Consider the following 25,028-nt stretch of genomic DNA (forward strand, 5'->3'; position numbering starts at 1 on the left):
GATGCCGAACGTGTTGAGAAATCGTGCCGCCGCAGTGGCGCTCTTGTTCGTTTCGGTCGCGGTCGCAGGGTGTACAGGGGAGACCCCTGGTACGCCGAGCCCGACCCCGGGAACGTCGCCGTCGTCGGCTTCGTCGGCCGCGCCAGAGGACCCGAACGTCCCCAAGGTGACGAATCCGCTGGACGCTTCGGCGTTCGTCGGCGACGCGTGCAAGCTGCTCCCGGCCGCTGCGGCCGCGGAACTGGGGTTCACCGAGCCCGGAGCACCGAAGAACGACACCAATAACCCAGCTTGTAGCTGGGGAATTCGTGGCAAGGCCGACAGCCTGCAGATCATCCTCGGTAGCGGCAACCGCGAAAAGGGCATGGGCGGGCTGGCCGGCCTGCACAAGGCCAAGGAAGCCGGGCAATTGAAGTTCCTGGAGCCCGGCCCCGACGTCGAGGGATATCCGACCGTCTATTACGGACTGCAGGACCGGCGAGCGCGTGGCAACTGCGACCTTTCGGTCGGCGTGGCCGACGACCTGGCGATCAGCGCCCAAGCCGAGGGCTACGACAACGAGCAGGACTCCTGTGGGACCGCGCAGAAGCTCGCGTCGGCCATGATCAAGACACTCAAGGGGGCATGAGGGTGGACGGCAAGCAGATCTACGAGAACTTCACCGAGGGCGACACCCGCAACCTGCGCAGCGCGGCCGATCGCGTCGCTGAGCTTTCCGACGCCTATGTCGAACGCGGCATGGCCATCAAGTCGCTGCAGACGCGGATGGCGTCCTCCTGGACGGGGTCCGGCGCCGACGCGGCGAACGCCGGTGCGGGCCCGCTCGAGCAGGCTTTCAAGGAGACGGCGGACCCGCTGTTCACCACAAGGGCTTCGGTCACCATGCAGGCCGACAGCTTCGACGATTCGGGATCGTCCGTCGTCCCCGTGCCGCCGAAGCCGGACAAGCCCGACCCATGGACCACTGGACTGAAGGGCGCGATCCCGATCGCCGGGCCGTTCATGGTCAACAACGACATCAAGAACTACCAAGAGGGCGTCGCGAAGCACGAGGCGGCGAACCAGAACAACGTCCGCGTGATGGACCAGTACGACTCGGTCACCAGCAGCACGAGCTCCAACCTGCCGACCGATTACGGCGTGCTGAAGAACGACGGTGCGAACGTCAGCGTCAAGGTCGATGGCGGTCCGCCCCCGATCAAGCCGCCGCCGGTCATCCCGGTGAAGCCGAGCCGGAACGGCGGCGGGGACGACGAGAACGACGGCACCGACACCAGCGGTACGGACGACAACGGCACCAACCAGAATCAGACCAAGCCGGGCACCGACCAGAACCAGACCAAGCCGGGCTCGACCGATGATCGTCCGGTGAACCCGAGGGACAAGCCCGGTGGCGACACCAACATCACGACGCCGACGCGGAAGCCGGGTACCGGGGACACGACGCTGCCGTCCGGTGGTGGCCGGGGCAAACCGGGACCGACGACCGAGATCCCGGGCAGGAACCCCGGACGCGGACCTGGTGACTCGGACAACGTCATCGGCCTCCCGAACGGGCCGGGCCAGAACTACAACCCGGGCGGTGGTACTGGGCAGAACCCGCCCGGAGGCACCAGCGGACGCAACGTTCCCGGGCCCAACAGTGCGGCGAGCAGGCTCCTCGGTGGCGAGGGCGGCACCGGTGGCCGCGCGGGTGGTCCCGGTGGACCGGGTTCCGGCGGCCTGGGCGCGGGCCGGGGCTCCGGCATGGGCGGTCTCGGCGGCCTGGGTGGCGCCGACGTGGCCGGTGGCCGTGGTGGCGCCGGCCGCGGTCGCGACGATCGGATGGGCCCGATGGGGGCGGGCGGCAGGCGTGCCGACGGTGACGAGGACGACGAGCACCAGCGTCCCGATTACCTGATCGAGGCCGACCCCGACGCGATCTTCGGCACCGACCAGCGGACCAGTCCGCCGGTCATCGGCGAGTAGCGGATGACCGTCAGAACAGGCCGGGTGGACGTCCCGGTCGAAGCGTTGGCGGTGCTCGCCGAACGCGAACGCGTCGGCGACCTGCACATCACGCTGCGCCCCGAGCCGCGCTGGCTGTCGAGGACGGCCCGCGCGGAGGCGGACAAGCGAGTGCAAGTGGCGTTGGCGCAAGCCGGGCTGCTGGATTCGAGCGGCCGCGCGTCGGTCGACTTCTTGGACTGGCTTCCGGTGCTCACGAAACCGGCCATCGAGTACTACGGCTGGGTGAACACCGGAGGCGAGACCTACGGCGTTCTCGCCGCCTCACTGGGACTGCAAGCGGTCCTGGCGGTGGCGTCCGGCGACTGGGTAGGACTCCAGGAGATCGACCGCCGTCGGCTGCCTGAAACGCTGATCGAGCAGTTGCCGCCCGTTCCCGCGGGCGGTGGCAGGCTTCGCACGATCCGCGCGTACGAGCTCGAAGAGGCGGCGCGGCGCGGCCCGGACACACATTCGCTGCCGCCGGTGATCGCGGACATCGTGAGCCTCGTGCAGCGGCCGGTCGAGGGGAGCGGCGAGCTTTACGTCGGCAAGCGGGACGAAGTCGGCAGGCACGTCGCCGTCGAGGATCCGCTCCACTTCGCCGACACCGACTGGGGCCGGTACCTCAGCTACACGACCGGGCACGGCAAGGACGCGGTGGTCCACATCGGACCGGCCGGTCCGTCGGAACTGGCCGACGCGCTCCGGCACGTCTCCGGGACCTTGCCCGGCTAGTCACAGGCAAGTACATGAAGGCCCCCTTCCTTGCGCCAGACGCAAGGAAGGGGGCCTTCATGTACTTAAAGCACGCGCACCCAGGCGTCGATCCCGGCTATTGTGACAGCGCTGTTGTATTCGGGCGGGTCCGGGAGGACGAGAAGTGACACGGCTGTATCCGGAAATCGAACCGTACGACCACGGGATGCTCGACGTCGGCGACGGGCACCTCGTGTACTGGGAGGTCTGCGGTAATCCCGACGGCAAACCCGCCGTCACACTGCATGGCGGCCCGGGGACAGGTTGCAGTACCGGCCTGCGCCGCTATTTCGATCCGGCCAAGTACCGCGTCGTGCTGTTCGACCAGCGTGGCTGCGGCCGGAGCACGCCGCACGCGGGCGAGCCCGAGGCCGACCTCTCCGCCAACACCACCGACCACCTGCTCGCCGACATGGAGCGGCTTCGCGAGCATCTGGGCATCGAGAAATGGCTGATCTTCGGCGGTTCCTGGGGCTCGGTGCTCGCGCTGGTCTACGCCGAGCGGTATCCGGGCCGGGTCTCGGAGATGGTCCTGATGGGTTTGGCCACCGGGCGCCGGAGCGAGACCGACCTGCTCACCCGCGGCCTCGGCGGCGTCTTCCCCGAGGCTTGGGCCAAGTTCCGTGACGGCGTCCCCGAAGAGGACCGCGACGGCGACCTGGCGGCGGCGTACCTCAAGTTGCTGATGGACCCGGATCCGGCGGTGCACCGGAAGGCGGCGGCCGACTGGTGTACCTGGGAGGACGCGGTCATCCCGACCTCCCCGCCGTACAAGAGCTTCGAGACGCCGGAGTTCCGGCTCGCGTTCGCGAGGCTGGTCACGCACTACTGGAGCCACGGGTCCTTTTTGGACGAAGGCGTGGTCCTGCGGGAGGCCGGGAAGCTGGCCCACATCCCCGCCGTGCTCGCCGAGGGGAGCCTCGACCTGGGCAACCTCATCGGTACCCCGTGGGAACTGGCGCACGCGTGGCCGGGCAGCGAGCTGGTGGTCATCGACGAGGTCGGCCACAGCACCCAGGACGAGCCGATGCGCGAAGTCCTCATCGGCGCGACGGACCGCTTCGCCTCCTGAGTCGCTGATCGCGCGTGAAGGCCCCCCTTCCGTCGGCTCAGCCGAGGGAAGGGGCCTTCACGCGCACTCTCAGGGGATCACCAAGACGGGGGCGGCTTCAGAGGTAGCGACGGCGTCCGAACGGGTGGTTTCGGCGAGCCGCAGGCCCGTGGTGCGCGGGGCGATCCGGTCGAGGTTCCAGGAACTCAGCAGCAGCGCCACCTTCGCCCGCATCTCGGTGCGCAGTCGCAGGAACGAGTCGGCGGGATCGGCGCCGACCTCGCCGAGCAGCAGCCACCACGCCCACGCGGCCGCGCCGGCGTTGGCGACGAAGTCCGGGATCACCGGGATGCCGCGGGCCGCCAGGCCGGCTTCGGCGTCGGGTGTGGTCGCCGCGTTGGCCGCCTCGATGACGACCTTCGCCTTGACCAGGCCCTGGTTCCCGGCACGCAGCGCGTAGGAGATCGCCGCCGGGACGAAGATGTCGGCCTCCGTCGACACGATCTCGTCGCGGGGGAGCAGTTGGACGTCGGCAGGGAGCCGGCCACGGTCGATCTCGCCGTAGGAGTCGCGCAGCTCCAGCAGCGCGGGGATGTCGAGGCCTTCGGGCCGGTACAGCGTCCCGGCGGCGTCCGCGACCGCGACGACGGTCATGCCGGCTTCGTGCAGGTACCAGGCCGCGCCCCCGCCCATCGTGCCGATGCCCTGGACGGCGACCGTGGTCTTCGCGACCGGCCACTCCCACGCGTCGGCGACACCCAGACAGGCCTGTGCGACGCCGTAGCCGCCGATCACGTCGCCGAGCAGGAGTCCGCCGGGGACAGGGGTGTTCAACCCGGCCTGAACGCGGCGAAGGGTGTGCGCCGGATCGGCCGAACGACGGATCGCGGCGTGGTACGACTGCTCCAGTCCCAGTTTCGCGAACACCTCGTCGATCAGGTGCTGGGGGACACCGAGATCCTCGGCGGTCACCCAGTGGTTGTCGATCCACGGCCGCAGGAACGAGCAGAACCGTTCCAGCACACCGAAAGCGCGTTCGTCCTTCGGATCGAAGTCGATGCCGCCCTTGGCGCCGCCGACCGGCAGGCCGAAGGTCGCGGTCTTGTTCGCCATCCCCCTCGCCAGGTCCTCGACCTCGGACATCGTGCAGCCCGCGCGCATCCGGGTCCCGCCGGTCGCGATACCGGAGACCAGGGTGTGCACAACGAGGTAGCCGGTGGCACCGGTGACGGGGTCGGTCCAGATCAGCCTCATCAGCGGTTCGGCGTTCCTCGCGGCCATGCGGCCACCTCCTTCGGGGATTCGGGGTCGTCCTGCGCCACTTCCGAGGGTGCGCCCTGCCGGGCACGGGCGTCCATTTACCGAATCTGAACGATGACGTGCAGAGAAACTGGTGTAACGCGTCACCCGGCATTCGCGACCGCACCCGATTACGTTGGGCTCATGGAGCTTTCGTTGCACCGCCTGAGGATGCTCCGCGAGTTGAGCAGGCGCGGCACCGTCACGGCGGCCGCTGCTTCGCTGCATTACACCGCTTCGGCGGTGTCGCAGCAGTTGGCGCAGCTGGAGCGGGACGTGGGCGCGAAGCTGTTCGAACGGTTCGGCAGGCGGGTGCAGCTGACGGAACTGGGGTTGCTGCTCACCGAGCACGCCGAGGAGATCTTGAGTTCGGTCGAGCGGGCGACGCTGGCGCTGGAAGAGGCGCAGGAGACCGTTTCCGTCCGGCTCATGGCCGGGGTGTGGGCATCGGTCGCTTCGGGGCTGCTGCCGCATGCGCTGACCGCGCTCGCGGCCGAGCATCCGGGGATCCAGGTCCGGACCCGCGAGCTGGCGCCCGAGGACACCGCCGACGCGGTCCGGGACGGTGAGCTGGACCTGTCGTTCGTGATCGACTACTCCGACGCGCCGATGCCATGGGACGCGGGTCTGGAACGCGCGGTGATCGCGGTCGAGCGGCTGCACGCCGCGGTGCCCGCCGGCGCCGTCCCCACGGGCAGCGCGTCCCTGCTCGAACTGGCCGAACATCCCTGGATCCTCGCCAGCCCGAAGAGCCACTTCGGCCGTGCCGTGCGCACCGCCTGCCATCGCCACGGGTTCGATCCCAAGATCAACCACGAGGTCGAAGAACAGTCCACGGCGATGGCGATGGTCCGCGCCGGGCTCGGGGTGACCCTCGTTTCGGATCTCGGGCTCGGCCTCCGGCCGCCGGGGATCGACGTCGTCGCGTTGACCACACCGTTGCTCAGGACGGTTTCGATCGCGTACCGGACGACTTCGAAGCGGCGGCCCGCCTTGCAGCTGGTGATCGAGGCGGTTCGCAACGCGGCCGCGGCGCTGGGTCTGGGCACCGAGCCCGCTTTGCCCTGATTCGTCCCGTCCTGAGAGCTGGGCCGCCGATCCTGCCCGGCGAGAACCGGCCTGTTTTTGTCGGACCTCGCGTGTAGCGTCCGAAGTCAAGATTTCTCACTGATCGGACAACCGACTGGACGGCGGAAAGATGACTACTGTTCATGATTTCCCCGAGAAGTCCGGGAGCGCGTCGAACGCGACGGCGAAGGTCCTCTCGGACCGCGCCGAGGGCGAGGCGTATGTGGCTTCCGTGTGCTTCAAGCACGGGCCACCGAGACTTCTCGGCGTGGAGCTGGAATTCACCGTGCACTACGCCGACGAGCCCGCCCGGCCTCTCGACCCCGACGATCTCGCCACCGCGCTCGGCCCGCACACCCCGCGGACACTGAGCCCCGACAGCCCCGCACTCCCGCTTCCGGCAGGTTCACCGCTGAGCCTCGAGCCCGGATGTCAGGTGGAGATCTCCGCTCAACCACAGACCACGCTGCGCCACCTGGACGCCGTCGTCTCGGCCGATCTGGCCCACCTCGAAAATCTTCTCGCCGCCCGAGGCCTGCGCTTGGGTGACTCCGGGATAGACAGGCATCGCGCCCCTGTCCGCAAACTGGGCACACCGCGCTACGCCGCGATGGAACGCCGCTTCGCCCCCATGGGCACCGGGGGCGCGACGATGATGTGCAGCACCGCCGGCCTGCAGGTCTGCGTGGACACCGGTGAAGCAGGCGACCTCGCCGACCGCTGGGCCGCCGTCCACGCGCTGGGCCCGCCCTTGCTGGCCACTTTCGCCAACTCCAGGGTCCATGCCGGACGCGACACCGGCCACGCGTCCGCGCGCTGGCTGGCCGTGATGGAAACGGAAAACGCCCGCACTCGCTCGGCGGAACCGACCAGGGATCCGGCGGGGGAGTGGGCACGCAGGATCCTGGACACCCCGCTGATGGTCCTGCCCGGCGGCGACGGCCGCTGGGACGCGCCGGATTCCCTGACCTTCGCCGACTGGATCGACGGACGGGGCGAAGCGGTCCGGCTCGGCAGGCCGACCGAGGACGACCTCGCCTATCACCTGACGACCTTCTTCACGCCGGTCCGTCCACAGGGGTATCTGGAGATCCGCTACCTGGACGCCCAGCCCGCCGCCAAGTGGTTGCATCCGGTGGCGCTGCTGGCCGCACTTCTCGCGCGTCCATCCACAGTGGACAGGGTGCTCGAACTGTGCGAACCGGTCACGGGCCGATGGGAGTGCGCGGCCCGGTTCGGCCTGGCCGACCGGGCGATCGCCGCCGTGGCGAGCGAGGTGGTGGACCTCGGTTGTGCCGAACTCGGCATGACCGGTCTGCCGCCGGAGACCATCACAGAGATCAGCGAGGGCGTGCAGTCCCTCGTGCGCGGTTCGAGGAGCCACCAGTCATGAGCGTGGAAAGCACCGAGACCAACCCACTTCGCGCGCTGAGCCCACAAGACCTGCGGGCCCACGCGGCCGAGGCGCTCACCAGGGCCCGCGAGCGCAGTGTCGCGTTGACGGACGTCGATGACGAAGAGCTGGTCCGCCAGCATTCGAAACTGATGTCGCCGCTGGTCTGGGACCTCGCGCACATCGGCAGCCAGGAGGAACTCTGGCTGGTGCGCGACGTCGGCGGCCGCGAGGCGCTCCGGCCCGACATCGACGACATCTACGACGCGTTCCAGCACGCTCGCGCGGATCGTCCGGCGCTGCCGCTGCTGGGCCCGGAGGAAGCCCGCAAGTACGTCCGCGAGGTCAGGGAGAAGTCCTTCGACATCCTGGAAACCGTTCCACTGCAAGGCAGGCGGCTCACCGAGGACGCTTTCGCCTTCGGCATGATCACCCAGCACGAGCAGCAGCACGACGAGACGATGCTGGCCACGCATCAGCTTCGCAAGGGTGATCCGGTGCTGCACGCGCCCACCCCGCCGCCGTCGCGGTCCGGGCAGTTGCCCGCGGAGGTCTTCGTGCCCGGTGGCGCTTTCACCATGGGCACCTCCGCCGAGCCATGGGCGCTGGACAACGAGCGTCCCGCGCACGAGGTTGCGGTGGAGGCGTTCTTCATCGACACCACGCCGGTCACCTGCGGGGCGTACGCCGAGTTCCTCGACTCCGGGGGTTACCAAGACCCGAAGTGGTGGAGTGAACGAGGCTGGGCGTACCGCAGCGAGCACGGCATCGACGCGCCGCGCTTCTGGAAGCGGGAGCAGGACGGCTGGTGGCGGACGAGGTTCGGTGTCTACGAGAAAGTGCCCGCGGCGGAACCCGTCGTCCACGTCTCCTTCCACGAGGCCGAGGCGTTCGCCGCTTGGGCCGGACGGCGCCTGCCGACGGAACCGGAGTGGGAGAAGGCCGCCCGGTTCGACCCGGCGACCGGCCGTTCGCGCCGGTTCCCCTGGGGCGACGAGGAACCCGGCCCCGACCACGCCAACCTCGGGCAGCGGCACCTGCGGCCCGCGGAGGCAGGCGCGTATCCGGCGGGCGCCTCGCCGCTGGGTGTGCACCAGCTGATCGGCGACGTCTGGGAGTGGACCAGCAGCGGGTTCGAGGCGTATCCGGGATTCGCCGCGTTCCCGTACAAGGAGTATTCGGAGGTGTTCTTCGGCGGGGACTACCGGATCCTGCGCGGTGGCTCGTTCGGCACGGACGCGGCGGCCATCCGCGGCACGTTCCGCAACTGGGATCACCCGATCCGGCGGCAGATCTTCTCCGGGTTCCGCTGTGCCCGGGACGCGCGGCCGAGCGAGGTGGCCTGAGCGGCATGTGCCGTCACCTCGCGTATCTCGGCGAGCCGCGTTCACCCGCCGAGACGCTCTTCCACGCCCCGCATTCACTGCTCGTGCAGTCCTACGCGCCCGATGACATGCGGGGCGGTGGCTCCGTCAACGCGGACGGGTACGGCCTCGGCTGGTACGCCGAAGGTCCCGAGCCGGTGCGGCTGCGCCGATCCGCTGCCTTGTGGACGGACGGGGACCTGCCCGCGCTGGCCGGCTCGGTCCGATCGCACGCCTTCATGGCCGCGGTCCGGAACGGCACGACGGGGATGCCCGTAGTCGAGGCGGCGAACGCGCCGTTCACCGGCGGCGGCTACCTCTTCAGCCACAACGGGCTGGTGAGGGGCTGGCCGGATTCGATGGCCGAGCTCGCCGCGAAACTGCCGATCACCCGCCTGCTGACCCTGGAGGCGACCACGGATTCGGTACTGCTGTGGGCTTTGCTGCGTGAGCGGCTCGAGGCGGGTGAAGACCCGCTCGCGGCCGTCACGTGGCTGACCGGAGTCGTCGAGGAGGCGGGGCCGGGTTCGCGGCTCAACCTCCTGCTGACCGACGGCCGGACGCTCATCGGTACCGCGTGGACGCATTCACTGTCCTATCTGGACACCGGCGATGGCGTGCTCGTCGCGTCGGAACCGTGTGCCGACGATCCCGCTTGGACTCCCGTTCCCGACCACCACGCCGTCCGGGTGACCGGTGCGGGCGTGGAAATCATCGCTCTTCAAGAAAACGCCGCCCTCGAAGCCGATCGGAGCCCTGAGGCACGATGACCGAAGTCGACCTCGACGTACACCACAGCGAGTCGGACATCACCGAGCAGCTGCGCACGGACGTCCGCGCCGGCCTGGAAGCGGACCAGAAATGGCTGTCGCCCAAATGGTTCTACGACGCGCGCGGCAGCGAACTGTTCGAGAAGATCACCGCCCTTCCCGAGTACTACCCGACCCGCAGCGAACGCGAGGTCCTCGCGGCGCGCGGCGGTGAGATAGCCGAAAGCTCGGGCGCGCACACCCTGGTCGAACTCGGTTCCGGATCGAGTGAGAAGACCAGGCTCCTGCTCGACGCGCTGACGAACCACGGCACCTTGAAGGAGTTCGTCCCGCTCGACGTCTCCGAAACCGCGCTCGCCGAAGCCACGGAAGCCATCACGGCCGACTACCCGTCCCTCGAAGTCCGTGGCGTGGTCGGCGACTTCACCCGGCATCTCGACCTGCTGCCGGGTGACCGGCCGCGGCTGGTGGTCTTCCTCGGCGGCACGATCGGCAACTTCCTGCCCGCCGATCGCGCCATCTTCCTGCGCTCGGTCCGCGAAGTGCTCGACGAAGGGGAGTGGCTCCTGCTCGGGACGGACCTGGTGAAGGACAGGGAAACGCTGGAGCGTGCCTATGACGACGCGGCCGGGGTCACCGCCGAGTTCAACCGCAACATGCTCCACGTGATCAACAACGGCCTCGGCGCGAACTTCGATCCGGCCGCCTTCGACCACGTCTCGTATTGGGACGAGGAGAACGAATGGATCGAAATGCGTCTGCGTGCCAGTGAGCCACTGACCATCGACATCCCTGGTGCGGACCTGCGGGTGAAGTTCGCCGAGGGCGAGTACGTGCGCACGGAGATCTCCGCGAAGTTCCGGCGGGAGGGAATCGCCGCGGAACTGGCCGAAGCCGGGTTCTCGGTGGAGAAATGGTGGACGGACTCGGAATCGCGCTTCGGCGTGAGCCTGGCAAGATCTGTCCGTGGCTAACCCTCTCACGTCGCTCGCCCGCGTGCTCGGCACGAAACCGTGGCTGATGGGGCTCGCGGGCGGGATCATCTGGGTGGACAAGAGACTGCACCGCCTGTTCAAGGGGAAGGTGAGCCTGGTCGCGCTGGCCGGGCTTCCTTCCCTGCGGCTGACCACGACCGGCCGCAAGAGCGGGCTGTCTCGCGGTACCAACCTTCTGTACTTCCCGCACGGGGAGGATTTCGTGCTCGTCGGCTCCAATTGGGGGAGGCCGAACGATCCCGCGTGGACACACAATCTGCGGGCGCATCCGGACGCGGTCGTGGCGCTGGCGGGCAAGGAGATCCCGGTCAGGGCCAGGGAACTGCTCGGAGACGAGTACGAAGCGATGTGGAAACTGCTGCTGGACTTCTGGCCCGGTTACTCCATGGAAGCCCACGCCGCTCGCCGTGTGTTACCGATTTTCGAGTTGAAGACAACCACTCGATAGGTTCGTACCATCCTTTCGGCCGGTGACTGGGTTACCGGCTTGTGCGAGGCTCGCTTGGTGTTACGCGCCGTGACGTCGGCGGCGCATGGAGCGACGTGGTCCGTCACGTCGCCAGCCGAGGGAGGAGTCGTTTTGCCGAGATCCACAAGGAGGCCGGTGCGCGGTTTCGCACTGGTAGGGGCACTCGTGGCCGGCGCCGCGTTGACCGGTGCGTCCGGGACGGCGGTCGCCGCACCGGAAGCCGGGACGCCGGCCGCCCAGGTCGGCGCGACGGCGCCGGTGACCTGGGGTGCCTGCACGGCGGACCAGATCCGCGGTGTTCCCGCCGACCAGGTCAAGTTCTACAGCTGCGCGCGGTATCGCGTGCCGATCGACCACGACAACGCGGCGCTCGGCACCATCGACATCGCGATGCTGAAGCGGGCGGCGAAGACGCCCGACAAGAAGGTCGGTTCGCTGTTCCTCAATCCGGGCGGTCCCGGTGGCTCCGGATTCCGGATGCCGATCGGTGCGGCGAACTACTTCCAGCCGCAGGTGCTCGACCGGTTCGACCTGATCGGGTTCGACCCGCGCGGGGTCGGCGCAAGCAACCCGCTCAAGTGTTTCACCACGCAGGAGGACGCGAACGACGTCTTCGCCGCGCAGATCCCCGTGCCGTTGTCGCGGCAGGAGATCTCCGGCACGCTCGCGTCGTACCGCGACTACGGCCAGTTCTGCAAGAACAACGCCGGCGCGCTGCTGAACCACATGTCCACCAAGGACGTCGTGCGTGACCTCGACAAGATGCGGGCCGCCGTCGGCGACCAGAAGCTGACCTTCGTCGGCTTCTCGTACGGCACCTTGATCGGGTCGACGTACACGTCGATGTTCCCGAAGCAGAGCCGCGCGATCGTCATCGACGGCAACGTCGACCCGGCACTGCGTACCAGCGACGGCGTGCAGTACGACCGCGAGCGCGCTCGCGGGTTCGAGATCGCGCTGGACGCCTTCCTGCGCAAGTGCGCGCAGGTCGGGCCGAAGTGCTCCTTCAGCCCGGGCACCCCGCGGGAGAAGTTCGACGAGATCCGCGACCACCTGCGCCAGCAGCCGATCAAGCTGCCGGACGGGAGCAACTACGACATCAACGCGTTCACCAGCACGGTGGCCGGGGTGCTGTACTCGCCGACGTCGTTCCCGCCGCTGGCCGACGACCTGCAGGCGCTGTACAACGTCGTCCACCCGCCTGCGGCGCAGACGCAGACGGCGCAGGCAGTCGAGCTGAAGGTGCTGCGTTCGGGAGCGAACGGACGCGCGGACGCGAACCCGGACAGCCCGTACGTCGGCGACGACTCCTACTTCGCCGTGAACTGCTCGGACAAGAAGATCACGATCAAGCAGGAGAAGGTCCCGGAGATCGCCGCGAAGTGGGAGAAGGAATCGCCCACTTTCGGTCGCTACCAGGCGTTCTCGGACGTGGCGGGCTGCCCGGTGTGGCCGGCGAAGAAGCCGGACGTCTACCGCGGCCCGTGGCAGGCCAAGACCGACACCCCGGTCCTGGTCGTCGGCAACTACTACGACCCGGCGACCCAGTACCTGTTCTCGAAGCGGATGGCCGACCAGCTGGGGAACGCCCGGCTGCTCTCGGTCGACGCCTTCGGGCACTGCATCCTGGGCGACTCGCTCGGGGTGGACAAGGTGACGGCCGACTACCTGATCGATCTGAAGGTCCCGGCTAACGGCCAGGTGTTCCAGCCGAACGTCCAGCCGTTCGAAACCACTGCCTGATCCTGGGCTCGTGAACACGGAGGCCACCGTCTCGACGGTGGCCTTCGTGGCGTCCGGGGACCGGTCCCGAACATCCCGGCCTAGGGTTCCGGCGGGGAGGCCGGATCACCCGGACGGGATTCTCGTCCGGGTGACCCGGGTGGGTAACCAGGGCACCGGCTACGGCCAAGGTCGCGGCCGCCGGTGTGCCTGGCCGCCCACCGGCTTCAGACGTCGACGCTCGCGTAGGCGTCCAACCCGTAGTTCGTGGCGTACGCGTTCTCGACGCCGACCAGAAGGTCGACGACCTCGAAATACCGGTCCCAGAAGGGCGTCTCGCGCAGCGCCTCGATGAGCAGTTGGTACGAGTGGTGGTCCTCCGCCTCCCAGACCCACACGTCGGTCACTCGCGCGGAGTAGAACTCGGTGTCGAAGAACCGGGACCGGACTCCTTTGACCTTGCTCTCGATCGCCGGGAGCACCTCGGTCTTGAAGGCCTCCACCCGTTGCTCGACGGTGAGGCCGAGCCATTCCGGCGTGGTCCTCACCAGCATGAAAGCGGTCACTTCGGACATGGTGGTTCCTTTCGATCAGGCGTAGGCGCCGGCTTCGATGTCCTCGGCGAGGCTCGGTCCGTACGGCGTCCACTTGAGGAGTTCGCGGGTGCGATCGCTGGACGCGGACATGTCCAGCGCGAAGAACCGGCCGACGAAACCGAAATGCTCGCCCGCTTTCTCCGGTGCCACGGAAACCACCGGGACGTCGAGCATCCGTCCGACGGCCTTGGCGATTTCCCGTGTCGTGACGGCTTCCTCGGCGACGGCGTGCAGCAGCGAGCCGGTGGGCGCGCCTTCCAAGCCAAGCCGGACGAGCCGGGCCGCGTCGGTGTGGTGCACGGCAGCCCAGGAGGCGGTGCCGTCACCGAGGTAGCCGGACACGCCGTGCTTGCGGGCGGCCGCGACGATGGCGGAGACGAAACCGTGGTCGCCCACGCCGTGCACCGACGGTGCGAAGCGGACACTGATCACGCGCATGCCCTTCTCGGCGTACTCGAGCGCGAGGTTCTCGCTACCGCCCCGATGGGAGCCGGGGCCGATGGCGGGGGAGAGGTCGCTTTCGGTGGCGGGCCTGCCCTTGGCCAGGGTCGAGAGTCCGGCGGCGAGCACGAAAGCCCGGCCCGTCCCGGTCAAAGCGTCCGCGAAGGCCTGGACGGCGGACCGCTCGGCCCGGTTGGACTCGGCGGGGCTGCCCCAGTCGTGTTTGTTCGCCAGGTGGATGACGGCCTCGGCCTCTTCGGCGCCCGCACGGAGGCCGTCGAGATCGTCCAGGTCGCCGCGCCGAAACCTCGCGCCCTTCCGCTCCAGCGCGGCGGCGGAAACCTCCGACCGGGCGAGGCCGGTGACCTCGTGGCCGGCGTCGAGCAAGTCGTCCACGACGGCCGAGCCGATCCAGCCGGTCGCCCCGGTGACGAATACATGCATGGGAGTACTCCTTTTACTTGGTGTTACGGGAAAGACGGGACTGCAGGACGACGAGCGCTCCGAGGACGAGCACGCTCACGCCGATCACCCGGAGGGCCGTGCTCGCGCCGGTGACGAACGCGGAGACCACTTCGGGCGCGCGGCCGGCCGCGGTGACGGCCAGCGCCTGCGCGACGGTGTGCGGATCGTGCTCCGCGTGGATGTCCGGCGGAAGCGCGGCCACGAAGCGTCCGGTGAGAACGGTGCCGATGACGGCGACGCCGAGTGCGCTGCCGAATTCGCGGGTGGTGGCCTGAAGTCCGGCGCCGACACCGGCCTGTGCGGGCGGCAGCGAACCGGAGATCGCGGCGGACAGCGTCGGAAGGGCCAGCGTGACACCGATACCGGTCACTACGAGCCAGGCCGCGTACACCGGGTACGGCGTCGAACTGTCGCTTGTGGACAGTCCGATGAGGCCGCAACCGCAGAAGGCGAACGCGATGGCGACAGTGACGTCGACGCCGACGCGCCGGACGAGCCTGCCGACGTGCCGCGCGCCGAGGATGACCGGGACGGTCAGCGGGATGATCCCCAGCCCGGTCGGCAGGACACCGAAACCCTTGCCGTACTGGAGGAAGGACGCGTTGACGTAGAACAGCGCGAACATCCCGAAGAAGATCGTGGTCATGCCGAGACAGGCACTGCGCAGCGCGGGCACACGGAACAACCGGGGATCGAGCAGCGGGTGCTTGGCCTTCAGTTCGACGACCGTCCACAAGGCGAACAGCAGGACCGCGCGGGCGAATCCGGCCAGGACGAGCGGGCTTCCCCAACCCTCTTCGGGCCCTTCGACGATGCCGAGTAACAAGGAGACCGACGCGCCGACGAGCAGGATGGCGCCGAGGGGGCTGAGCGGCTGGTCGTGCCGAGGGGATACCGGCGCGATCCGGGCGACGAGCGCGGCGAGCACGAGGGTGAGCGGGACGACGGCCGCGAACAGCCAGCGCCACGATCCGCCCGCCAGCAGTGCGCCGCCGCCGACGTTTCCCACGACACCGCCGATCCCGGTCATCGATGCCCAGGTCGCGATCGTCACGCCCTTGCGCTCGGCGGGTACGGCGTGCAGCAGCACGGCGAGCGTGTTGGGCAGCACCGCGGCGGCGCCGATCCCGGTGACAGCCCGGCCCGCCAGCAGGATCGGCACGTTCGGCGCGATCGCCGACAGCAGCGCGCCGATCGCGAACAGCGCCAGGCCGGCGAGCAGGACGCCCTTGCGGCCGAAGCGGTCGCCCGCCGCGCCGCCGGGGATCACGAGGCAGGCGAAGAAGACGACGTAGGTGTCGACGATCCAGATCAGCGCCGACGCGGACGGGTGGAGGTCGCTCGCGGCCAGCATCGGGACGGCGAGGTTGATGGCGGCGACCATCCCGACCACGAGTACGACACAGGCGCACATGGCGGTCAGCAGGCCGCGTCGGTCCGCTGCGGCTTCGGGGGCGTCGCGGAGTTGGAGTCGGAGTGGCATGTCCGCGACGCTATGGGCCAGCGCGTTCTTCGTGCCACGCAACTTTGACAAGTAATAGTTGCGTACCATGCAACTATGGATCAGCTGGACCTCAACCTTTTGCGGGTGTTCGACGCCCTGCTGCGGGAGGGCAGCGTGACGGCGGCGGCCGAACGGCTGCACCTGTCGATCCCGGCGGCGAGCCGTGCGCTGGGCCGGTTGCGGCGGGCGATGGGGGATCCGATCCTGGTGCGAGCCGGACGCGGGATGGTGCCGACGCCGTTCGCGCTCCGGACCGCCCCGCGGGTGCGGTCGCTGCTCGACGAGGCGTCGGCCCTGATCAGCGCCGACCGTGACCTCGCGATCGCCGACCTCGAACGCACCTTCACCATCCGCATCAACGACGGCGTCGCCGCGACACTGGTGACGGCGGCCGTCGAGGCGACCGCCGCCGTCGCGCCGGGTGTGGTCCTGCGTTTCGTCGCCGAGGGCACCGAGAGCACCGAGGCGTTGAGAGACGGATCGGTGGACCTGGACATCGGCGCGGGCGACATCGCGGCGCCCGACATCCATTCGACCCTGCTGTACCACGAACGCGTGGTCGCGATCGTCCGGGCGGACGGCCCGCTCGGCGGCGTAAGTCGTCCGACGCTGGCGCAGCTGTGCCGATATCCGCACGTTTCCGCTTCACGGCGCGGCAAGGGCAGGGGCCCGCTCGACGAAGTGCTCGAGGCGGCCGGTCTCCAGCGGCGGGTCGCGGCGGTCGTCCCCACTTCCGCCGTCGCCGCGTTCCTGGTCGCTTCGAGCGACTACATCGGTCTCGCGCCCCAGCGGCTCGCCGAGCAGTACGGCCGGTCACTCGGCATCCGCTGGTTCCCGGTCCCCGCGGACCTCCCGGCGATCGAGGTCTGCCAGCTCTGGCACGCGCGGCTCGACGCCGATCCGGCCCAGCGGTGGCTGCGTGACACGATCCACGCCGCGCTCGGGCCCTCCGGTGGTAGAGTCTCGAAGGTTGATCAACACCGATCGAGTACGAAAGCGAGGTGAGCGGCACATGCCGGAAGACAGTTCTGGATCGACCGGAAGTGGTCGCCGTTCACCCGTGCGCGCGGTGCGCTGACCTTCTCCGGTCTCCTTTCCCTGTCTGGCTTTGTGTACGCACGCCAGAAAAGAGCCGGAATCATGAACACCTTCGAAATGCTGCTCAGGGTCGGCACCGGCGTCGGCCTCGGCGCCGTCATCGGCATCGAGCGCCAGTACCGCGCCCGGATGGCCGGACTCCGCACCAACGCCCTCGTCGCCGTCGGAGCGACCCTCTTCGTCCTGTTGTCCGCCCACGGTTTCGGCGGGCTGAACACCAGTGGTGACGCGGACCCGACGCGCGTCGCTGCCCAGATCGTCTCCGGTATCGGTTTCCTCGGCGCCGGGGTGATCCTGCGGGACGGGCTGAACGTGCGCGGACTCAACACCGCGGCCACCCTGTGGTGCTCGGCGGCCGTCGGATCCCTTGCAGGAGCAGGACTTTACGTCGTCGCACTCGCCGGGACGGCGGTGATCGTCGGGGTCAACGTGCTGTTGCGCCCACTCGGCCGCGTCGTCGACCGCCGGCCGGAGCACCGGGAAGACGACCTCGTGAGTGGTAAGGACGGTTAGAACGAACCCTCTCCTATTGAGGGGTAGGGCAAAGGTGGCGACCCGGGGACGGCTGTCGATGGTCCGCGACCGGAGGCCAGGCGTCACAGCCGTCCCCGTGTCACCAGGGGCACGCCGGCGGGTAGTGAAGGAGGCCTTTACGGACCGGAGAGCGCCGCGACCCATACGCAACGTTTGCCTTACCGCTCTTGGATACCTGCGCGTGGCCTGCGGCTTTGCTCGCGTGAAGTACATGAAGGCCCCCATCCTTGCGCCTTGCGCAAGGATGGGGGCCTTCATGTACTAGGGAACTCCTTGAGGGACTCATGGGTCCCTCAAGGAGTCCTTCACGGACCGGCCGCTACCCGGCTCACCCTCAGCAGGTACCTGAAACACCCTTGGCCAGAACCGTACTTACCACTCACGAGCAGGCCAGGAAATCCAGCAATATCCCCGAAAACTCGGCGGGTTTCTCCAGATTGATCATATGCGCGACCCCGGGAACGACGAGTTTCCGGGCGTCGCGTGCTTCGCATTCGATCTGGTCGGAGATGGCGAGGATGTCCGAGGAATCCAGATCGCCCGCCAACGTCAACGTGCGCGGGGTCAGCTCGCCGGTGCGCTCGATGGCGCGCAGTTCGTCCATCAGCGTGAAGCCGGAGAGCCCGTGCCGCACGACCGTCTGCGTGTACATCTCCTGACACAGCCGCCGGACGTCCTGATCGACGTCCGCGGGTGCGCGCCGGGGCCCGTCCACCCACATGCGCAGGATGCACTCGATGGCGGCGGGGAGATCACCTCGCGCGCCCGCCTCCTCGAGTTTCTTGTTCTGCTCCAGCACGAAAGGATCCTTCGTCACCATCGAACTGAGGCCGGTGGCCACGAGGACGAGGTTCTCGACGAGGTCCGGGTAGGTCAGCGCGAAGTCGACCGCGATCCGGCCGCCGCCGGACAAACCGACCAGCGACGCGCGAGGAAGTTCCAGCGCGGTCATCAGCTCGCGGAGATCCTCGTAGTGCTTGAACCGCTCAGTCGGCGTGGACGATTCGCCATGTCCGCGCGCGTCGTACCGGATGGCGGTGTGGTGCGGTGCGAGCGCCGCCATTTCGGCGTCCCACATCCGGGAGTCGAGGATCCCGCCATGGAGCAGGATCACCGGATCGCCTTCGCCGCGGACCTCGTACGCCAATTCGCCGTTCTCGACCTGAATTCTCCCCGTGGTCATACCGCACGGTACCGAAGAACGACGAAGGCCCCTTTCCCCAAAGTGCGGGGAAAGGGGCCTTCGCGTGCCGTGCTTACGCCTGGGTCATCTTCCGCAGGACGTACTGCAGGATGCCGCCGTTGCGGTAGTAGTCCGCCTCACCAGGGGTGTCGATGCGGACGTCCGCGTCGAACTCCACCTTGGTGCCGTCGGTCTTCGTCGCGGTGACATGGACCGTGCGCGGGGTTTCGCCGTCGTTCAGCTTCGTGATGCCCGAGATGTCGAACGTCTCGGTGCCGTCGAGGCCGAGCGACGAGGCCGACTCGCCCGCCGGGAACTGCAGCGGGATGACGCCCATGCCGATCAGGTTCGACCGGTGGATGCGCTCGAACGACTCGGTGATCACCGCGCGCACACCCAGCAGCGAGGTGCCCTTGGCCGCCCAGTCACGCGACGAACCGGAGCCGTACTCCTTGCCGCCAAGGACGACCAGCGGGATGTTCCGCTCCGCGTAGTTCTGCGCCGCGTCGTAGATGAACGCCTGCGGGGCGTCGTCCTGGGTGAAGTCGCGGGTGTAGCCGCCCTGCACGTCGTCCAGCAGCTGGTTGCGCAGCCGGATGTTCGCGAAGGTGCCGCGGATCATGACCTCGTGGTTACCGCGACGCGAGCCGTAGGAGTTGAAGTCCTTCTTCTCGACGCCGTGCTCGGTCAGGTACTGCGCGGCCGGGGTTCCCGGCTTGATCGCGCCGGCGGGGGAGATGTGGTCGGTGGTGACCGAGTCGCCCAGCTTCGCCAGCACGCGCGCGCCGGCGATGTCGGTGACCGGGGCCGGCTTCGCCTGCATGCCGTCGAAGTACGGGGGCTTCCGGACGTAGGTCGACTCCGCGTCCCACTCGAAGGTCTTGCCCTCGGGGGTCGGCAGCGACTTCCACCGCTCGCCACCGTCGAAGACGTCGGCGTAGTCCTTGGTGAACATCTCCTGCGTGATCGCGTAGTCGATGGTCTCCTGGATCTCCTTGGCCGAGGGCCAGATGTCCTTCAGGAAGACGTCGTTGCCGTCGGTGTCCTGGCCGAGCGGCTGGTTCTCGAAGTCGAAGTCCATCGTGCCGGCGAGCGCGTAGGCGATGACCAGCGGCGGCGACGCGAGGTAGTTCATCTTCACGTCGGGGTTGATCCGGCCTTCGAAGTTCCGGTTGCCCGAGAGCACCGAGACCGCGGTGAGGTCGTTCTCCTGGATCGCCGCGGAGATCTCGTCCGAGAGCGGGCCCGAGTTGCCGATACACGTGGTGCAGCCGTAGCCGACCAGGTGGTAGCCCAGCTTCTCCAGATACGGCCAGAGGCCGGCCTTGTTGTAGTAGTCGGTGACGACCTGTGAACCCGGCGCCATCGAGGTCTTGACCCACGGCTTGACCGCGAGGCCCTTGTCGACCGCGTTCCTGGCGAGCAGCGCCGCGCCGAGCATGACCGACGGGTTCGAGGTGTTGGTGCAGGAGGTGATCGAGGCGATCACCACGGCGCCGTGGTCGAGGACGAACTCGCCGCGGTCCGAAGTGCTGACCTTGACCGGCTTGCTCGGGCGTCCGCTGTGGCCGTTCGCCGCGGACTGGATGTCGACCGCGCCCTCGTCCTTGAACGAGAGGGCTGCCGGGTCGCTGGCCGGGAAGGACTCCTCGACGGCTTCGTCGACGTTGGTGTGCGGGGTTTCCTGCTCGCCGCCGACGTAGTCGTGGATCGACTTGCGGAACGAGTTCTTCGCGTCGGTGAGCTCGATGCGGTCCTGCGGGCGCTTCGGGCCGGCGATCGACGGGACGACCGTCGACAGGTCCAGCTCGATGTACTCGGAGTACTCCGGCTCGTGCGACGGGTCGTGCCAGAGGCCCTGCTCCTTGGCGTAGGCCTCGACGAGCGCGACCTGCTCCTCGGAGCGGCCGGTGAGCTTGAGGTAGCGGACGGTCTCCTCGTCGATCGGGAAGATCGCCGCGGTGGAGCCGAACTCCGGGCTCATGTTGCCGATGGTGGCGCGGTTGGCCAGCGGCACCGCGCCGACGCTCTCGCCGTAGAACTCGACGAACTTGCTGACCACACCGTGCTTGCGCAGCATCTCGGTGATGGTGAGCACGACGTCGGTGGCGGTCACGCCGGTCGGGATCTCGCCGGTGAGCTTGAAGCCCACGACGCGCGGGATGAGCATGGACACCGGCTGGCCCAGCATGGCGGCCTCGGCCTCGATGCCGCCGACGCCCCAGCCCAGCACGCCGAGGCCGTTGACCATGGTGGTGTGCGAGTCGGTGCCGACGCAGGAGTCGGGGTACGCCTGGCCGTTGCGGGCCATCACCGTGCGCGCGAGGTGCTCGATGTTGACCTGGTGCACGATGCCGGTGCCCGGCGGGACGACCTTGAACTCGTCGAAGGCGCCCTGGCCCCAGCGCAGGAACTGGTAGCGCTCGCGGTTGCGCTCGTACTCGATCTCGACGTTGCGCTCGAAGGCGTCCGGGCGGCCGAAGACGTCGATGATCACGGAGTGGTCGATGACCAGCTCGGCGGGGGCGAGCGGGTTGACCTTGTCCGGGTCGCCGCCGAGGTCGGTGACGGCCTCGCGCATGGTGGCGAGGTCGACGACGCAGGGCACGCCGGTGAAGTCCTGCATGATCACGCGGGCGGGCGTGAACTGGATCTCGATCGACGGGTCGGCCTTGGCGTCCCAGTTGCCGAGCGCGCGGATGTGGTCGGCGGTGATGTTCGCGCCGTCCTCGGTCCGCAGCAGGTTCTCGAGCAGGATCTTCAGGCTGTAGGGAAGGCGCTGGGAGCCCTCGACCTTGTTCAGGCGGAACACCTCGTACGAGGCGTCGCCCACCTTCAGCGTGTCTTTGGCGCCGAAGCTGTCCTTGCTGGCGGGTGCGGTCACTTCTAACTCCAGTGGCGGGTCAGTTCGGTGAGTTCTCCAGGCCGTTCGGGTCGGCCGGGAGCGAGTCTTGCGCACCCCCACCGTAGGTCCGGACGCGGGATGGCACACCTCGTTCGTCTCTTCAAACAGTACGCCCGTCCTTTTTGGCAGGCAAGCCGACACGCGGGTCATGAAGGTCTCACCGACCTGCGGCCATTCGAGTGACGAAACGTTCGTCTGTTCGTCCCCCGTTGAGGGGAAATGGTGCCTACGGTGTGTAAGTTCCTGGTGGTGCTTCTGGTAATGCTGTGACGGCAGTGGCACAGTGAGTCCATTGTTCAAGATCAGGAGGTGGGCGGATCGTGCGTGGTGAAGCCGGGTCTGGGACGAGTGCCCGCCGTGGCATGACCATCGGCGCGCTCGCCGCCGCCCTGTTGCTCGGGGTGACGGGCACGGGGCTCGCGGTCCCGCCGCCCCCGCCGAACCCCAGCGACTCCGAGATCAACTCCAGCAAGGCCGAGGCCAACGCCAAGGCGGGCGACGTCGGCAGGCTCACGAACCAGCTGGCCCAGGCCGAGTCCAAGCTCGCCCAGCTCAACGACGACGTCGAGCTGAAGATGGAAGAGGCGAACAAGGCCAGGGTCGACGCGGAGACCGCGCAGGACGAAGCCGCGCAGGCCGATCGTGAGGCGCAGTCCGCGCGCACCGAATCCGACGCCGCGCAGGCGACCATCGACAAGGCCCGGGCCGACCTCGACAAGTTCGCCGCCGCCAGCTTCCAGCAGGGCAGCACCATCGGCTCGGTGTCGGCGTACCTCACGGCCAACAGCCCGAAGGAACTCCTCGGCCGCGCCCAGATGCTCGACGCGGTCGGCGGCAGCAGGCTCAACGCGCTCGACACGATGAAGCGCGCGCAGACGGACAAGTCCAACAAGGACGCGACCGCGCGCAAGAAGCTGGAGATCGCGCAGGAGCGCAAGCGCGCGGCCGAAGCGGCCAAACACGAGGCCGACAACGCGCAGAGCGCCGCCCAGCACGCGCAGGACAACCAGGCCACGCAGAACCAGAAGCTCGAAGCCGACAAGGCGGGTGTCGAGAAGCAGCTCTTCGAAGCGCAGCAGAAGGTCAGCGGCCTGCAGGGGCAGCGGCAGCGCTACGAGGACTGGAAGGCGCAGAAGGCCCGCGAGGACGAGGAACGCGCTCGTCAGGCCGCTCTCGCCGCGTCGAGGCCCAGCCCCAGTCAGGGTGGAGGCGGCCGTCCGACGGGCAGGCCCGTCCAGTCGGCCCCAGCCGGGGCGAGCGTCGAAGCCGTCGTCCGGCGGGCGCTGGCGCAACTCGGCGTGGTCTACGCCTGGGGCGGTGGCAACACGGCCGGTCCGACACGCGGCATCCGCGACGGGGGTACGGCCGATCGTTACGGCGACTACAACAAGATCGGCTTCGACTGCTCGGGCCTGATGATCTACGCGTTCGCCGGGGTGAAGTCGCTCCCGCACTACAGCGGCTACCAGTACAACGCCGGGCGGAAAGTGCCGCTCTCGCAGATGCGCCGCGGTGACATGCTCTTCTGGGGCGGCAGCGCGCGGGGCATCCACCACGTCGCGATGTACCTCGGGAACGGGCAGATGGTCGAGGCGCCGCAGTCGGGTCTGCGGGTCCGCATCGCGCCGGTGCGCTACGGCGGCATCATGCCGTACGCGACCCGCTTGATCGGCTGAGCGTGACTCACGCGGGGATCGTGCTGGCGGGCGGCGCCGCGCGTCGCCTGTCCGGTGTGGACAAACCCGTACTCCCCGTCGGAGGGAAACCGTTGCTGGCCAGGGCGCTGGCCGCGCTCGAGGACGCGGATCCGGTGATCGTCGTCGGCCCGGAACGGCCGGGTTTCGGCGACGTCGTCTGGACCCGGGAAGTTTCGCCCGGCACGGGTCCGGTGGCCGCGCTGGCAGCCGGGCTCGCGTTGGTGCGCACGGAGATCGTCGTGGTGCTGGCCGGTGACCTCGCCGGCGTCCGGAAGTCCACAGTGGATCGCCTGGTGGCCGCACTCGGTGCCGCGTCGGGCGCGGTTCTGGTCGACGCCTCGGGGGAGCGGCAATGGCTGCTCGGCGCCTGGCGCGCGGAGGCGCTGCGCGCGGCCTTGCCGGAGACGGTGGAGAACGCCTCGCTGCGGCGGACGCTGGGTGGGCTGGACATCGTCGAGGTGCCCGAGGAGCCGGGCGAGAGTGACGACATCGACACGCCCGAGGATCTGGACCGGCTCTCCTAGAGCTTCACAGCCGTCATACCGCTGATCGGGTTGGCTACCTTCACGAACGGCTGTGTCACCGACCACTACGGTCACATTCGGACGCAAGAACGCAAGCGGGGAACACAGGAGGCACGAGTGACCGAGCCCGGCTACGCCGATGGCGCGCAGCAGCAGCCCGGAACGCCGGCGCGGGACGCCCAGTTGCTGGAGCGGACCGTGTTCGAGGTCAAGCGGATCATCGTCGGCCAGGACAGGCTGGTCGAACGGATGCTGGTCGGCCTGCTGGCCAGGGGACACCTCCTGCTCGAAGGCGTTCCCGGCGTCGCGAAGACCCTCGCCGTCGAGACCTTCGCGCGCGTGGTCGGCGGCTCGTTCTCGCGCGTGCAGTTCACCCCGGACCTGGTCCCCGCCGACATCCTCGGCACCCGGATCTACCGTCAGGGCGCAGAGCGGTTCGACGTCGAACTCGGCCCGGTGGTGGCGAACTTCGTACTCGCCGACGAGATCAACCGCGCGCCGGCCAAGGTGCAGTCGGCGATGCTCGAGGTGATGGCCGAGCGGCACGTGTCGATCGGCGGCCAGACCTTCGAGATGCCCGACCCGTTCCTCGTGCTCGCCACGCAGAACCCGATCGAGAACGAGGGCGTGTACCCGCTGCCCGAGGCGCAGCGCGACCGGTTCCTGTTCAAGATCGTCGTCGAGTACCCGACCGCCGAGGAAGAGCGGGAGATCATCTACCGGATGGGCGTCACCGCGCCCACCCCGCAAGAGGTGCTGTCCCCGGGTGAACTGGTCCGCCTGCAGGGCGTGGCCTCGCAGGTGTTCGTGCACCACGCGCTGGTCGACTACGTCGTCCGTCTCGTGCTCACCACCCGCACCCCGAACGACCACGGCCTCGCCGACGTCGCGGGCTGGGTGTCCTACGGCGCGTCGCCGCGTGCCAGCCTCGGCATCATCGCCGCCTCGCGGGCGCTGGCCCTGGTCCGCGGCCGGGACTACGTGCTGCCGCAGGACGTCGTCGACGTCGTTCCCGACGTGCTGCGCCACCGGCTCGTGCTGTCCTACGACGCGCTGGCCGACGGCGTCCCCATCGACCACATCATCACGCGGGTGCTGCAGACCGTGCCGTTGCCGCAGGTCTCGGCCCGCCCGCAGGGCGGCGCCGGGCAGAGCGGCCCGGTCCCGGCCGGCGCACCCGTCAGGTAAGGAACTCGCGTGAAGAA

General features: G+C 68.7%; 21 protein-coding genes and 1 pseudogene. 16 read left to right on the forward strand and 6 right to left on the reverse strand.

All coding sequences use genetic code 11. The features are described from left to right. Position 1: 1 nt before the first annotated feature. From DL990_RS30870 to pip, 4 genes are all read left to right on the forward strand, one after another. On the forward strand, positions 2-628 hold the full coding sequence (locus DL990_RS30870) for a DUF3558 domain-containing protein (protein WP_125800768.1): 627 nt from the start codon (positions 2-4) through the stop codon (positions 626-628). Then, positions 625-1,968: a hypothetical protein gene (locus DL990_RS30875; protein WP_125800769.1), complete on the forward strand. Its 1,344-nt coding sequence runs from the start codon at positions 625-627 to the stop codon at positions 1,966-1,968. The genes DL990_RS30870 and DL990_RS30875 overlap by 4 nt, the downstream gene beginning before the upstream one ends. Before the next feature lie 24 nt (positions 1,969-1,992). Then, entirely contained in the window at positions 1,993-2,724 is a 732-nt protein-coding gene (locus DL990_RS30880) for an ESX secretion-associated protein EspG (RefSeq protein ID WP_125800819.1), read from the forward strand. Positions 2,725-2,869: 145 nt separating this feature from the next. After that, positions 2,870-3,817, forward strand: coding sequence for a prolyl aminopeptidase (gene pip / locus DL990_RS30885; RefSeq protein WP_125800770.1), 948 nt, complete (start codon positions 2,870-2,872; stop codon positions 3,815-3,817). Between the two features lie 69 nt (positions 3,818-3,886). Here pip and DL990_RS30890 read toward each other — a convergent pair whose 3' ends face one another. After that, complete coding sequence (locus tag DL990_RS30890; RefSeq protein WP_125800771.1) at positions 3,887-5,077, reverse strand: Glu/Leu/Phe/Val dehydrogenase dimerization domain-containing protein; 1,191 nt, start codon at positions 5,075-5,077, stop codon at positions 3,887-3,889. A 162-nt stretch (positions 5,078-5,239) separates the two neighbouring features. Here DL990_RS30890 and DL990_RS30895 point away from each other — a divergent pair, with 162 nt between their 5' ends. The 7 genes from DL990_RS30895 to DL990_RS30925 all read left to right on the forward strand — a co-directional run bounded on the left by DL990_RS30895 (position 5,240) and on the right by DL990_RS30925 (position 12,897). Then, entirely contained in the window at positions 5,240-6,163 is a 924-nt protein-coding gene (locus tag DL990_RS30895) for a LysR family transcriptional regulator (RefSeq protein ID WP_125800772.1), read from the forward strand. 130 nt (positions 6,164-6,293) lie between these two features. Further along, positions 6,294-7,556, forward strand: coding sequence for a glutamate-cysteine ligase family protein (locus tag DL990_RS30900; protein ID WP_125800773.1), 1,263 nt, complete (start codon positions 6,294-6,296; stop codon positions 7,554-7,556). Further along, the gene (gene egtB, locus DL990_RS30905) at positions 7,553-8,902 is read left to right on the forward strand and encodes an ergothioneine biosynthesis protein EgtB (protein ID WP_125784118.1); all 1,350 of its coding nucleotides are present in this window, start codon (positions 7,553-7,555) and stop codon (positions 8,900-8,902) included. Before DL990_RS30900 ends, egtB begins: the two co-directional genes overlap by 4 nt. Before the next feature lie 5 nt (positions 8,903-8,907). Continuing rightward, positions 8,908-9,690, forward strand: coding sequence for an ergothioneine biosynthesis protein EgtC (gene egtC, locus DL990_RS30910; RefSeq protein WP_125800774.1), 783 nt, complete (start codon positions 8,908-8,910; stop codon positions 9,688-9,690). Next, on the forward strand, positions 9,687-10,664 hold the full coding sequence (egtD, locus tag DL990_RS30915; protein WP_125800775.1) for an L-histidine N(alpha)-methyltransferase: 978 nt from the start codon (positions 9,687-9,689) through the stop codon (positions 10,662-10,664). The genes egtC and egtD overlap by 4 nt, the downstream gene beginning before the upstream one ends. A 46-nt stretch (positions 10,665-10,710) precedes the next feature. Next, positions 10,711-11,133 carry a nitroreductase family deazaflavin-dependent oxidoreductase gene (locus DL990_RS30920; protein ID WP_125784734.1) on the forward strand — a complete coding sequence of 141 codons (423 nt, stop codon included), beginning with the start codon at positions 10,711-10,713 and terminating at the stop codon, positions 11,131-11,133. Positions 11,134-11,289: 156 nt separating this feature from the next. Next, a complete protein-coding gene (locus DL990_RS30925) occupies positions 11,290-12,897 on the forward strand; it encodes an alpha/beta hydrolase (protein WP_125794165.1) in 1,608 nt (535 codons plus the stop codon). Between the two features lie 206 nt (positions 12,898-13,103). Here DL990_RS30925 and DL990_RS30930 read toward each other — a convergent pair whose 3' ends face one another. Genes DL990_RS30930 through DL990_RS30940 form a run of 3 tightly spaced genes read right to left on the reverse strand, consistent with a single transcriptional unit; the run spans position 13,104 to position 15,792 of the window. Beyond that, complete coding sequence (locus DL990_RS30930; protein ID WP_125784111.1) at positions 13,104-13,451, reverse strand: darcynin family protein; 348 nt, start codon at positions 13,449-13,451, stop codon at positions 13,104-13,106. 15 nt (positions 13,452-13,466) lie between these two features. Further along, a complete protein-coding gene (locus DL990_RS30935) occupies positions 13,467-14,357 on the reverse strand; it encodes an SDR family oxidoreductase (protein ID WP_125800776.1) in 891 nt (296 codons plus the stop codon). Positions 14,358-14,370: 13 nt separating this feature from the next. After that, positions 14,371-15,792 carry an MFS transporter gene (locus DL990_RS30940; protein WP_199746677.1) on the reverse strand — a complete coding sequence of 474 codons (1,422 nt, stop codon included), beginning with the start codon at positions 15,790-15,792 and terminating at the stop codon, positions 14,371-14,373. Between the two features lie 144 nt (positions 15,793-15,936). Between DL990_RS30940 and DL990_RS30945 the strand changes: the two genes are divergently transcribed. Both DL990_RS30945 and DL990_RS30950 read left to right on the forward strand, forming a co-directional pair. Further along, entirely contained in the window at positions 15,937-16,887 is a 951-nt protein-coding gene (locus DL990_RS30945; RefSeq protein WP_125800778.1) for a LysR family transcriptional regulator, read from the forward strand. Between the two features lie 135 nt (positions 16,888-17,022). After that, positions 17,023-17,466 (forward strand): annotated as a pseudogene (locus tag DL990_RS30950) (MgtC/SapB family protein); the annotation flags it as partial. Positions 17,467-17,893: 427 nt separating this feature from the next. On the opposite strand, the gene DL990_RS30955 reads toward DL990_RS30950, so the two are convergent. Continuing rightward, positions 17,894-18,697, reverse strand: coding sequence for an alpha/beta fold hydrolase (locus DL990_RS30955; RefSeq protein WP_125800779.1), 804 nt, complete (start codon positions 18,695-18,697; stop codon positions 17,894-17,896). A gap of 73 nt (positions 18,698-18,770) precedes the next feature. Continuing rightward, positions 18,771-21,581, reverse strand: coding sequence for an aconitate hydratase (locus DL990_RS30960; RefSeq protein ID WP_125784101.1), 2,811 nt, complete (start codon positions 21,579-21,581; stop codon positions 18,771-18,773). Between the two features lie 383 nt (positions 21,582-21,964). Here DL990_RS30960 and DL990_RS30965 point away from each other — a divergent pair, with 383 nt between their 5' ends. From DL990_RS30965 to DL990_RS30975, 3 genes are all read left to right on the forward strand, one after another. Beyond that, complete coding sequence (locus DL990_RS30965; RefSeq protein WP_233620626.1) at positions 21,965-23,278, forward strand: NlpC/P60 family protein; 1,314 nt, start codon at positions 21,965-21,967, stop codon at positions 23,276-23,278. Between the two features lie 2 nt (positions 23,279-23,280). Beyond that, entirely contained in the window at positions 23,281-23,823 is a 543-nt protein-coding gene (locus DL990_RS30970; RefSeq protein ID WP_125800781.1) for a molybdenum cofactor guanylyltransferase, read from the forward strand. A 117-nt stretch (positions 23,824-23,940) separates the two neighbouring features. Further along, entirely contained in the window at positions 23,941-25,011 is a 1,071-nt protein-coding gene (locus tag DL990_RS30975; RefSeq protein WP_125784095.1) for a MoxR family ATPase, read from the forward strand. Positions 25,012-25,028 lie beyond the last annotated feature (17 nt).

The sequence above is a fragment of the Amycolatopsis sp. WAC 01416 genome, from assembly GCF_003947485.1.
In the GTDB taxonomy this organism is placed as follows: domain Bacteria; phylum Actinomycetota; class Actinomycetes; order Mycobacteriales; family Pseudonocardiaceae; genus Amycolatopsis.